Annotated in this window: 9 protein-coding genes; 7 read left to right on the forward strand and 2 right to left on the reverse strand. The window is 49.7% G+C overall.

Features of this window, described 5'->3' with window-relative positions; all coding sequences use genetic code 11:
• The first annotated feature begins 814 nt into the window (after positions 1–814).
• Complete coding sequence (locus HB364_RS28350) at positions 815–2,194, forward strand: glycosyltransferase (RefSeq protein ID WP_167291802.1); 1,380 nt, start codon at positions 815–817, stop codon at positions 2,192–2,194.
• Positions 2,195–2,292: 98 nt separating this feature from the next.
• Here the strand turns inward: HB364_RS28350 and HB364_RS32985 are convergent, their stop codons facing one another.
• Entirely contained in the window at positions 2,293–2,829 is a 537-nt protein-coding gene (locus HB364_RS32985; RefSeq protein ID WP_208420125.1) for a CAP domain-containing protein, read from the reverse strand.
• Between the two features lie 73 nt (positions 2,830–2,902).
• The gene (locus HB364_RS28360; RefSeq protein ID WP_167291803.1) at positions 2,903–3,382 is read right to left on the reverse strand and encodes a GNAT family N-acetyltransferase; all 480 of its coding nucleotides are present in this window, start codon (positions 3,380–3,382) and stop codon (positions 2,903–2,905) included.
• Between the two features lie 199 nt (positions 3,383–3,581).
• Here HB364_RS28360 and fbp point away from each other — a divergent pair, with 199 nt between their 5' ends.
• The 6 genes from fbp to HB364_RS28390 all read left to right on the forward strand — a co-directional run bounded on the left by fbp (position 3,582) and on the right by HB364_RS28390 (position 12,583).
• Positions 3,582–4,589: a class 1 fructose-bisphosphatase gene (gene fbp, locus HB364_RS28365; protein ID WP_167291804.1), complete on the forward strand. Its 1,008-nt coding sequence runs from the start codon at positions 3,582–3,584 to the stop codon at positions 4,587–4,589.
• A 63-nt stretch (positions 4,590–4,652) separates the two neighbouring features.
• Entirely contained in the window at positions 4,653–5,921 is a 1,269-nt protein-coding gene (locus HB364_RS28370) for an aspartate kinase (RefSeq protein WP_167291805.1), read from the forward strand.
• 12 nt (positions 5,922–5,933) lie between these two features.
• A complete protein-coding gene (locus HB364_RS28375; RefSeq protein ID WP_167291806.1) occupies positions 5,934–7,715 on the forward strand; it encodes a MutS-related protein in 1,782 nt (593 codons plus the stop codon).
• A gap of 81 nt (positions 7,716–7,796) precedes the next feature.
• Positions 7,797–8,918 carry a hypothetical protein gene (locus HB364_RS28380; RefSeq protein ID WP_167291807.1) on the forward strand — a complete coding sequence of 374 codons (1,122 nt, stop codon included), beginning with the start codon at positions 7,797–7,799 and terminating at the stop codon, positions 8,916–8,918.
• A gap of 38 nt (positions 8,919–8,956) precedes the next feature.
• Positions 8,957–10,489 (forward strand): T9SS type A sorting domain-containing protein, encoded by a 1,533-nt coding sequence (locus tag HB364_RS28385; protein WP_167291808.1) that lies wholly within the window; start codon positions 8,957–8,959, stop codon positions 10,487–10,489.
• 150 nt (positions 10,490–10,639) lie between these two features.
• Entirely contained in the window at positions 10,640–12,583 is a 1,944-nt protein-coding gene (locus tag HB364_RS28390) for a TlpA family protein disulfide reductase (protein ID WP_167291809.1), read from the forward strand.
• Positions 12,584–12,656: the final 73 nt, after the last annotated feature.

Here is a 12,656-nt window from a genome sequence, read left to right on the forward strand (position 1 = left end):
TTGTCATTTCGAGCCCTACCATACGCTGCCGCCCAAGCAGGAACTATATAGGGCGAGAAATCTGTTATCGAAGCAAAGCCCGCGACGCAAACGCAAATCGAAGCAAACGGCTCCCTTCACTGGCCTTCACTTTTATACCGCATCAAGCATCACTTTGGCAGGTTTATTGCTGCTTAATAAGTATCATTTTCTGTGAATGACTGTTCACCTACGGAATAGAGCGCTCAACGTAAGCATACAAGATTTTAGTTTTTCCATAAGACATCAATTGTAAAAAACGAACAATAAAACAGGGAATCGCTATACCCGTATACGAACAGATATGACAACTGGATATAATAAAATATCATCTTTTAGCTGTTTTAACACCTCCTTACAGCGTACTTACAACGACGTTTCAGTGATCTCATAGCGGACTTTCAGCGAGCTTATAGCGATGTTACAGCGACCTTATAGCGATATAAGTCGTGGGTAACTCCCACCTAACTCCATAGTAACTCCCTATTCCCTCCCCACCAGACGTATAGTAGCGCCCACCCGGCAGCGGCCCAAAAGGCAGGTGACAGCCATATACTTGTCCCGGAATAGTAGTGGAATGCGCTGAGATAGCACTAGGATAGTATTCAGATAGTACTCAGATAGCACTGGGAATGCTCTATATACAGTACTATCTCAGAGCAGTCTTAGACCATTCCCTGACCATTCTTAGACAATACCCAGCGCATTCCCCACATCTGGTGATTGTCTCCCTATACCTTAACGCGCACTTTTGCAAACGATAGCATCTTTTACAACGCTCCAAATTCAAAAAGTCATGAAAACAGTGAATGATCGCCCGCTCAGCGGCATCAACGTCCTGATGGCCTGTGTACCGGCCGATGGACACTTCAATCCCCTTATCCCCATAGCCCGCTACCTGCAGCAGCAGGGCGCTGAGGTACAATGGTATACCTCCAACATCTATGCGCCCAAACTCAAGGCACTGGGTATTCCGCACTGGCCTTTCAGAAGAGCCACAGACATCAATGCACAGAACGTAGACCAGGTCTTACCCGAAAGAAAACGTATCAAAGACAAAATAGCCAGGCTCAACTTTGATATGATCCAGGGATTTGCCGCACGGTCGGAAGAATACTACCAGGACATTACCACCATTGCACAGGTATTTCCTTTCAACATCCTGATCTGCGACAGCATGTTCAGCGCCATCCCTTTCATCAAGGAAAAAATGAATATCCCCGTCATCGGCATAGGCATTATCCCGCTGGCTGAGGCGTCAAAAGACGTTTATCCGTATGGACTCGGATTAACGCCCGGACGCGGCATGCTGGATGCCCTAACGCGGCACATCATGCACTTTGTAGCCCGCAACATCCTGTTAAAGAAAAGCATTGCAACTTTTGACAGGATACTGCTTAACAACGGGCTTACCGGCACAAAAACCGACCTGGCAGACACACTCATCAAACGGGCCGATGCCGTGATGCAGATCGGTATAGCCGATTTTGAATACAAACGGAGAAACCTCGGCAGCAACATCACCTTCATTGGCGCCTTATATCCTTATACAAAGCAAACCGGCCAACCGGCCTGGTCGCACCCCAAACTACTGGTATACCGGAAAATAATACTGGTAACACAAGGCACTGTTGAAAAAGATACCAGTAAGCTGCTGGTACCGGCATTGGAGGCCTTTAAGAATACCGACACGTTGCTCATCGTCACCACGGGTGGATCACAAACAGCCGAATTACGTAAACAATATCCGCATGGAAACATCATCATTGAAAACTTCATTCCTTTCAAAGACATATTGCCGTATTGCAAAATATTCATCACCAATGGAGGCTATGGTGGTGTGTTGCAGAGCCTGGGAGAAGGAGTACCGGTAATAGCGGCAGGTGTGCATGAAGGCAAGTCGGAGATCTGTGCACGGATTGGCTACTTCAAAGTGGGCATCAACCTCAAAACGGAAACGCCTACGCCCAAACAACTGACGCAGGCGGCAGAAGAAATAATGGGTAATGGAGAATACTACGCCAATGCAAACCGTATGGCGGCGAAGCTCAGCAAATACCAGCCGGAAAAGACTGTCATGCAAACCCTGGTAAAGCTCGTACAAAGTAAAACACGCTATACTTCTGCCACCTACCTCTCCCAGCTCAACTTCTCCGGCCCTGCCGGGGATTATTAAACAGCCGTGACACTTTTCATCCGTACCCTATTTCAATTTAATTTTCTCCGCAGAGTCTCCCGAAGGGGACTCTGCGGAGAAACAACTGTGTAAGATGATCAATTCGCAAATATCTGTGTAAAGTACAGCACACTCTGCTCATCCCTTGCCACACCAATGCCCGTGAGGCGGAACCGGCCTTCAATATTCTTCTTATGACCGGGACTATCGAGCCAGCCATCCACTACTTCTTTGGCTGTTCTGCTGCCATAGGCTACGTTTTCGGCAGTAGCGGTAATCCCGGGTATCTTGGAAGTGATCACTTTGGAGCGGTAGGAAAAACCATTGTGGCCAAAAGGTGTTTTGTGGGAAGCCATAGACACCGTATGACGGCGGGCTTCCACGCCAATCACCGCATTTTTTTCCAGGGCAGGCAACCCTTTTTGCTTCCGGTGCTGATTGATCAATGATAATATCTGGTCTTCCAGGGCGGGCGCTATACTGGCAGTGGAAGGCTTGGGCGCAGGCGCCGTCTTTTTGGTAACTGTTGTAGAGGTCTTTCCGGAAGAAGCCGGCTTACTACCCGAACAGGAACTAAATGCAATAATAAAACTACTGATATACAATACTACTGTGTAAGAAATACCACGTCCCATGAATAATGCTGAATTTACTATACCCGCCTGCTAATTCTATACCAGCTTTCGTGAAAGAACTGAGAAAATGACCTCACGATTTGCCGACTGCCACCCCCAATTCCAGCTCCATCTTCACATCAGCCGTCGTAAAAGGAGAATGTTCCACCTTCACATGCCGGAAACCATACTTTTCATACAACTGCAGGGCCGTCTTCAACTGGCTATTGGAAAACAACGTGATTTTGGTAGCCTTCCACAACCTGGCCGTCTCCAGGCACTGATCTATCAGCAACCGGCTGATCCCTTTACCCTGCCACTCAGGCGTTACAGCCATCTTGGCCAGTTCATACACGCCTTCCTCTTCCTTCATCAGGGCCGCCGAACCCACCACCTCATCAGCCACTACAGCCAGGTAAATAATACCGCCCCGGTCAAGAATAGTGCCCCGGGGGTCATTTAATACCATCAGGTCATGCGATTCTGTCAGGTGGTACTTATCCAGCCATTCCAGGTTTAGCCGTTTAAAATCAGCCTTATACCTGTCTTCATATAAAATGATTTCGATGATCATAAAGCTTTTCTTTTAGGGTGCCCCCTTAAAAATACACGCTTAATAGGGAAAATGTTGCATCTTTTTTAAAGCATAATTCCACCCAGCTATACCGTTTTTGCTTTCCCGGCTTCCTGTTGGGAACGTTACCATGCTTTGACTTTCAACCCTTTCGCCTTACTTTTGAGCCCACTTTAACAATTCCCAAAAACAGCCTTCTATGAGTACGATCAACCGGCAGGTAATGACCCTCGATGAGTTCACCATCCAGCAGCTAAGGAATTTCCCCCATGCTACCGGTGAGCTGAGCGGGCTGTTGCGGGATATGGGCCTGGCGGCCAAAAGGGTGAATGTGGAAGTGAATAAGGCCGGACTGGTGGATATCCTGGGCGATGCAGGGGCTATCAATGTGCAGGGAGAGGATGTAAAAAAGCTCGACATCTTTGCCAACAACCAGTTCATGGGCGTGTTGCAGCATGGCATCAGTTGCGCCGGTATCGCCAGTGAAGAGCTGGACGACTTTGTGGCTTTTGACGATGCAGTAAGCCGCAACTCAAAATACATCTGCATGTTCGATCCGCTCGATGGCAGCGGTAACATTGACGTAAACATCTCCATTGGCACCATCTTCAGCGTATACCGCCGGGTAAGCCCCATTGGATCAGTGGCTACGGAAGCCGACTTCCTGCAACCCGGCCGTAAGCAGGTGGCCGCAGGATACATGATCTATGGCTCTTCCACCATGCTGGTGTATGGCACCCGCCGGGGAGTAAATGGTTTCACCCTCGATCCTTCTATCGGTGAATTCTGCCTCAGCCATCCCAACATCAAATGCCCGGAATTCGGTAAAATATACTCCGTTAACCATGGTAACTTCTTCCAATATGCGCCCGGAGTACAGCAATACATAGACCAGTGCCAGAAAAAAAACAAGAATAACGGAGGTCCCTATACACAACGGTACATTGGCAGCATGGTGGCCGATGTACACCGCAACCTGCTGAAAGGCGGCATATTCATGTATCCTGGTACTACCGACAAGCCCAAAGGCAAGCTCCGTTTATTGTACGAATGCAATCCGTTTGCATTCATAGCCGAAGTGGCCGGCGGCAAAGCTACCGACGGTACGCAACGCATACTGGACATAGAACCTACCGAACTGCACCAGCGCTCTCCTTTCTTCATAGGCAGCCGCGGCATGATGGAAGAACTGGAAAGCTGTTTATAAGCAGACTTTCAATTACATTTGCCCCGGTTTTACAACATTCATCGTTCACCTTTCAACAGCACTATGAAGGTTTTTAAATTCGGCGGGGCCAGTGTGCAGAACATTGAGCGGATCCACCTGGTAGCAGACATCCTGCGCGCTTATCCTGATCAAAAAATACTGGTGGTCATCTCCGCCATGGGCAAAACCACCAATGCACTGGAAAAAGTAGCAGAAGCTTTCTTCAACAACCACAAGGAAGAAGCACTCCAATTGTTTGAGGCCGTTAAACAAAGCCACCTTACCACGGCCAAATACCTGCTCGTTACCCATTACAATGAAGCCCTGGAGCAACTGTCCAACTTCTTTACCGAAGTAGAATGGCTGCTGCACGACAAACCGGTACGGGATTATGACTACTACTATGACCAGATCGTTTGCGCCGGTGAACTCCTGTCTACCGGCATCGTAAGCGCTTACCTCAATGAAGCAGGCATCGCCAATCACTGGATAGATGTGCGCGACATTGTACGTACAGATAATAACTTCCGCGATGCCAACATTGACTGGGCATTTACCCAGCAGAAAATAAACGGCGAAATACGTCCGCTGTTTGACAACAACAACATCGTCATTACACAGGGCTTTATTGGCGCTACCGACGACAATGAAAGTACCACCCTGGGCCGCGAAGGCAGCGACTATACCGCCGCCGTTTTCGCCAACATGCTCAATGCCGAAAGCCAAACCATCTGGAAAGATGTGGAAGGCGTTATGAATGCCGACCCCAAATCCTTCCCCGATGCACAGTTCATCAGCGACCTCAACTATACCGAAGTCATAGAAATGGCCTATTATGGCGCACAGGTCATACACCCCAAAACCATCAAGCCCTTACAGAACAAAGGCATTCCGTTGCACGTTAAATGCTTCCTGGATAAAAACCTGCCCGGTACCGTTATCCATAACAAACCCGTAAAAGGCCTCCCGCCCATCATCGTGGTAAAGCAACAGCAGGCGCTGATACACCTCCATTCAAGGGATTTCTCCTTTGTAGGCGAAAAGCCCGTGGCCGACCTGTATGAACTGCTGGCAGAGATCAGGATAAAACCCAACCTGATGCAAACGGGCGCCGTAAGCATACAGGTATGCCTGGACGATCGTGCCGATAAAATTGAAAAACTGGCCTTCGCTGCTTCGGAGTTCTTTGAAGTAGAAGTGGAAAAAGGACTTACCCTCCTCACCATCCGCCATTACAATGAAGACATCCTGCAAAAAATGATTACCGGTCATACCATTGAACTGCGGCAGCAATCGCCCGAAACAGTACAGGTATTGATGCTGCCCCTCTAATAACCTTCCTATATGCAAACACCCATAGCTTTTTACGAAGAAAGGATCAATCAATACAGCGCGGAACTGGAAAAGCTGAAGAATCGCAGCCTGCTCGTGTCCATTGCCCGGCTGGCCAGCTTCGTGGCCCTGGCCTGGAGCGTATGGCAATGGATACAGGAAGGAAGTACCACCTATAAAATATTCACCGCTGGTTTCCTTGTGTTGTTCATCCTTTTCATCCGCATTGCGCTCACACTAAGTGATAAGAAAAAGCTATTGGAGAAACTACTCTTCCTGAACCGGAATGAAGTGGGCCTATTAAAAAACAAGCCCAACGAATTTGACAATGGTATCGCCTTCACCAATAATGACAACTACACCGGCGACCTCGATATCTTTGGCGCCAACTCCCTCTACCACGGGCTCAACAGGACCACTACCCATCATGGCGCCCAGGCGCTGGCAGGCCTGCTGCAACAGTCCTTATTAAAGAAAGAGACCATTGAACAACAGCAGGAGGCGGTACGAACGCTGGGCCCACAAAAAGAGCTGCGCCAGCTCATCACCGCTCATGGCCTGCTGCATGAAGAAAAGGAAGGCAACCTGCATGACGTAGCTTCCTGGCTGCGTTGGCCGCCCATCCTGCATGGTAAAAAAGGGCCCAATACGATGCGCCTCCTGGTGCCCGCCTTTAACATCGGCAGTATTGTCTTTTACCTGTTCACCGATAACTACCTGCCCCTGCTGGCCGGCTACTTCATCGGTTGGTGCGTTATTGGCGCCTTTGCCAAACAAATTAACCGCCAGCACGCCATGCTGGGCAAAAAACAATCCATCCTCGACCAGTATGCCGCTATACTGAGGTTATTCAATGGAGTAGATAAAGGATCATCCACGCTGTTACAACGGGAACAGGCTACTGCCGCAGAAGCACATCGCGCTATTAAAAAACTGTCCCGCCTGTCAGGCCTCTTTGATCAGCGTATCAACATGCTGGTATTACTATTCCTGAACGGCTTTTTCCTCTACGACCTGCAATGCATGTGGTCGCTGGAAAACTGGAAGGCTACCAACAAAGACCGTTTTGATAAATGGATAGCTTGTGTAGGCGCTATTGAAGTCCTTAATTCACTGGCCACCTTTGCCTTTAACAACCCGGCTTATCACTGGCCTTCCGTCAATACTGCGGGGCTTTCTGTTAGCGGCAAAGGTCTCGCCCATCCTTTAATACCAGCGAAGGAATGCGTGGCCAATGATTTCACCATGGGTGCACAGGAGCAACTGGTATTGGTAACCGGCTCCAACATGAGTGGGAAAACCACCTTTTTAAGAACAGTAGGCGTTAACCTCCTGCTGGCGCAATGCGGCGCCCCGGTTTGCGCCGGAAGCTTTGCCTTCACTCCCCTAAACATCTTGTCCTCCATACGGGTAAGCGACTCTCTGCAGGAGCATACCTCCTACTTCATGGCAGAACTCAAACGCCTTAAGCACATCGTACGCCATGTGCAGGAACAGGGATCGCCTGCCCTGGTGCTCATTGATGAAATATTGCGCGGCACCAACTCGGAAGACAAAACCCATGGCTCGGAAATGTTCATCAAAAAACTCCTGCAGTACAACTGCCTGACCATGTTCGCCACCCACGATCTTTCCCTCAGCAAGCTGGAAGCAGAACTGCCCGGCAGGCTCAGCAACTATTGCTTTGAAAGCATCATCCGTGATGGCGAGCTCATCTTTGACTATACCCTGCAACGCGGCGTAGCCAAAAACAGGAACGCCTCCTTCCTCATGCAAAAAATGGAAATTATTTAACATACAAAATCCCGTCGTTCACATACAACGCCCCCATCCCGCCCTGGCCGCACCTTACTTTAGCAGCCACAAACAACTATTATGAGATCAAGCATCATAGCCTGCCTGTTAATGGCATGGCAGGCAGGCGCCTATGCCCAGGTAGGTATCGGCACCACCAACCCCAACCCCAGCGCCGCTGTGGATATTGCATCAACAGATAAAGGATTGTTAATCCCCCAAATGACAGCAGCCCAGCGTACAACGATTACCAATCCTGCTACCGGGCTGCTGGTCATTCAAACGGATGGAACAGCCGGCTTCTATTACAATGCCGGCCCCCCCGCTGCGCCCAACTGGCTCAACCTGAGTACCTATACACTGCAGCAAAACATCAATACCAATGGAAAATACATTTCGGGCGATGGCGGCGATGCAGGTCTGCAGGCTTCACCAGGTGGGATGTTGGTGGGTACCGGCCCTTACACGGGCGTCAATACAAACAGGACATTCAACCCCGGCTCCTACCTCATCTGGGCGCCGCATAAAGGGGCTTTCCGGGCCGGTCAAATGACCAGCCCACTATGGAACGATGTGAATGTTGGCCGCTGGTCGGTAGCTATGGGACACAACGCACAGGCCACCGGCGATGCATCGATAGCCCTGGGATTTCATGCAAGGGCCGCAGCCAACTACTCAGTGGCCATAGGTTCCAATGTAAATACCAATGGACATGCCGGCTCTTTTATCTTAGGCGATGCCCACATCTACGGTCCCTTTTGGAATACCGCCCCCAACCAGATGCTCATGCGCTTTGCCGGCGGATATCGTTTACATGCAGGCCCCAATACGACGGCAGCCCTGAGCATCGATGGCTCCGGCCGGGTAGGTATTGGTAAAGATAACCCAACGGAACAGTTGGATGTAGCAGGCAACATCACCTATTCAGGCACCCTCAACATGGGCGTGCAAACCGTTTATTTTGATTACTCTGTAGGCGGCAACACCAGGGCCACCATTCCCTGTGCCTGCCCCTCAGGTACAAGACTCATCGGCGGCGGAGGGGGTCACCGGGATTCGAACAGTGCTGCGCGGGATATCACCGTTAATTACAGCGCCCCCAGTACCGCGAACCCCAATACAACCTGGCGTGTGATTGTTACCAACTCATCCGGCAGCTCCAGAGCTATCCGCGTATATGCCATCTGCGCCAGAGTACAATAGTCGTCAGCCTTTCCCATCATCAGCCATCAACTTATATCATGAAGCAATATATCTTATTCAGTAACCTGGTGATTATTTCCTTGTCCCTGCAAGCACAGGAGGCGCTCTACATAAAAAGTGGAACTGCTATTACCATACAGCATGGTGCAGTAGTCTCCGTGAAAGGGAACCTAACCCTGGAAAATGGCAGCACACTCACCAACCAGGGCGCTATCTACATTGGTAATACAGCACCGGGAACAGGCCACCTGACCGACCTTTCCGCAACAGGTGGCACCTACGGTACCGGCCGGTTCATCTTCAATGGTACCGGCAATCAAACCATCAGCACGCCGTATACCTTTTCACGGCTCGAAGTCAATGGCGGCAGCCTGGAACTTCAAAGCAATATCAGCGCGCAGAAATGGTACCTGCAAAAAGGTTACGTCACTACCGGATCCTTTACAGCCATTGCCACCGATCCTTCGGCGCTGGCCGTGGAAGCCGATCCCGCCAATCCCAACTTCAGCCAGGGCTGGATCAATGGTACCCTACGCAGGTACATCACGCCCGCTGTTGTCAGCAGCTACCAATTCCCGGTAGGCAGCACTACCCGGTCCAACATAGCCGTGCTGAATAACCTCAACACGGATCCGCTCACCGGCCTCACCTACCTAGATATATCCCAGGCGCCCAAACCCGGCACCGATGCCGGTTTAATAATTACAGAAGCCGGCACGCACTATGTGTCGGTAGCGCCTGAGGGTGTATGGTACATCAGCAGCGATGCGGCGCCCGCTGGTGGCAAATATGATCTGTCTTTATACTTCAATGGCTTCGCTGGTCTTACCGATAACCTGTTTGGCATATTACAACGTCCCGCAGCCAGTACAAATGGGGCCGACTGGGTACGCCCGGCCGCCGCATTAGCCACCCTGAACACGCCCGGCCGCACAGTAGCCGGCGGCTTTGCATCCCGCCATGGCCTGGCCTCCTTCGGGCAGTTTGGCATTGGCCTTACCGCCAGCGCCCTGCCGGTAACCCTGGCCGGCTTCAGGGCCTTCCGCCTCAATACAGCAGTTGTTCAGCTCGACTGGGAAACCGCTACCGAACAAAACAACAAAGGCTTCGATGTGGAAAGAAGATGGCAAACCGAAACCAGCTTCAAAGCCGTAGGCTTTGTACCTTCCGGGGCGCCGGGTGGCGCCAGCAACCAATTGCTGCGCTACCACTATACCGACCCCAATAACTACAAGGGCATCTCCTACTACCGGTTAAAACAAATTGACCTGGACAACAGAAGCGTTCATACGCTCATCAGGGCAGTAAAAGGTACCGGGGAAAATGGCGTTACCGTCGTGCTCTGGCCCAATCCCAACAAAGGGCAGTTCAGCATCCGCATAGATGGCAATACCCAACGGCTGCCGGCTTACATTACCGATCTCAATGGACGGACCATACAGCAGGTATTTATTACAGAGAACACCCCTGTCAATGTAAATGGACTTACCGCAGGCACCTACATCATCAGCATTCCCGACGCCTTCGGCCCCGGTGAAGCTTTCCGGGAAAAAGTGTTAGTGGTAAGATAAAATTGTCTTAAAAAACGATTAGAGAATGATGTTAGTACGGGTTTTACCCCCTGAAAGCTGTAATTTCAGGGAGTTTGTTTTCTCCGCAGTGTCTCCCGAAGGGGACGCTGCGGGATTTGTATTTATTACCTAACATCAACTCCCCGTTTTATGAGAACCTTATTCATGCTATTGGTTACAGCCTGCCTGTTCACCAATAACCTGTTGGCCCAGTCACCTGTTACTTTCACACCGGAAAAGCCGAAGCCCGGCGAAAAGATCAGTTTCACCTACGATCCGGCTACTACCGTACTGGCAGGTACCGTTGATATGGAAGCCTATGCCTACCTCATGGAAGGTAATCTCCCGGTAGTACAGCAAATAAAACTTACCAGGAACGGCGCTGCCTACCAGGGGCAGATCACTACTACAGATACTACCCTCGCACTCTTCCTCACGTTTGTGAAAGGCGATACCTGGGATAATAATAAAGATAAAGGCTATTACACTTACCTGTATGCGTCGGATGATAATCCGCTGCCAGGCGCACGCAAAGCCATTGGTCAGAATGCAGTGTATTACGGGGGACTGTGGAGATTGGAAGCCGATGTTACTACCAGCTTCAACCTGGTAAGAGAAGATTTTGCACTCCATCCCGCACTCAGGGGAAAATATACCTTCGACTATTTCAATGTACTGATGCAGTCCAAAATTGAAAGCGATAAAACACAGCTTATAGCAGCGCTGGAAAAAACACTATCCAATCCGGGTGCCAACGAAAGTGACCTGCAAACAGCTAAAGATTTTTATACCCGCTTAAAAGATAAAGACAATACAGTACGGGCCGATTCATTGATAAAGGCCCGCTTCCCGCAAGGTAGCTGGGTGAAGAATGAAAAGTTCAATTCGCTTTCCACCATTAAAGAAACGGCTACAAGAGAAGAAGTATACAATAAATTGCTGGCTTCCTATCCACCTGCAACGAAGGCAGACTCAGCCCGTTTCACCAACCTGGCCTACCAATTGGCCCTCGCTTACGTAAAAGAAAAGAACTATGACAAGGTAAAACAATATGCAGCCCTGGTTACAAACAAGAACACAAGGGCCAACCTGTATAATTCAGTGGCATGGGGCCTGTCGGGTGAAAGTGTATACGCCCGGCCCGTAGATGCCAAAACAGGTAAAGAATTTTCGGCCATGAGCTTGCAACTGGTGCAGGAAGAAATGAATACTGGCGTGGGCAAACCAATCTATTATACCAGCCAACAATGGAAGGAGCTGCAACAACGTACCTACAACATGTTTGCAGATACCTATGCCTTGTTATTATACCACCTTAAAGATTATAAAGGAGCCTATACCTACCAGGAAAAAGCGGTAGCAGGTAATAAACGGAGTGATGTATCTATGAACGAGGCATTTGCCGTATACACGGAAAAAGTAAAAGGTCCCAAAGCAGCACTCCGGGAACTGGAAGGTTTTGTAAAGGCCGGCAAAGCTTCCGCTAAAATGAAAGAACAATTCAAAAAACTATACCTGGCAGATAGCAAAACAGAAAACCAGTGGGTAGCTTATATAGAAGAACTGGAAAAAGATGTCAAAGCAAAGGAACGTGCCAAACTGGCCAAAGAAATGTTGAACGACCCCGCTCCTGCCTTTGCACTGAAAGACCTGAGCGGCAAGGATATTTCACTGGCCGCATTGAAAGGGAAAATAGTGATCGTGGATTTCTGGGCCACCTGGTGCGGTCCCTGTCTGGCTTCCTTCCCGGGTATGAAGATGGCTGTGGAAAAATATAAAAACGACCCGGATGTAAAATTCGTATTCATTGATACCCGTGAGTCTGGCGACCGGGAAAAGATCAAAAAGGACGTAACTGCCCTGATAGAAAAGAACGCTTATCCTTTCCACGTATTAATGGATTATGACAGCAAAGTGATAGAGGACTATAAAGTACAGGGCATCCCTACCAAATTTATCATTGATAAAAACAGCATCGTTCGTTTCAAAAAAGTAGGTTTTGGCGGCACCGCCGAAGGTGTAGTGGATGAGATCACCAACATGATTGAACTGGCCAAAACAGGCAGCAACACCGATACCAAAAAAGGTTTCTGATCAATTATATGCAGGCTCTGCGAGGCTTGCAGCCTCGCAGCCCTATTCCAGGGCCTCCGGCCCTATCCAGGCA

The sequence above is a fragment of the Paraflavitalea devenefica genome, from assembly GCF_011759375.1.
Classification (GTDB): Bacteria; Bacteroidota; Bacteroidia; order Chitinophagales; family Chitinophagaceae; genus Paraflavitalea; species Paraflavitalea devenefica.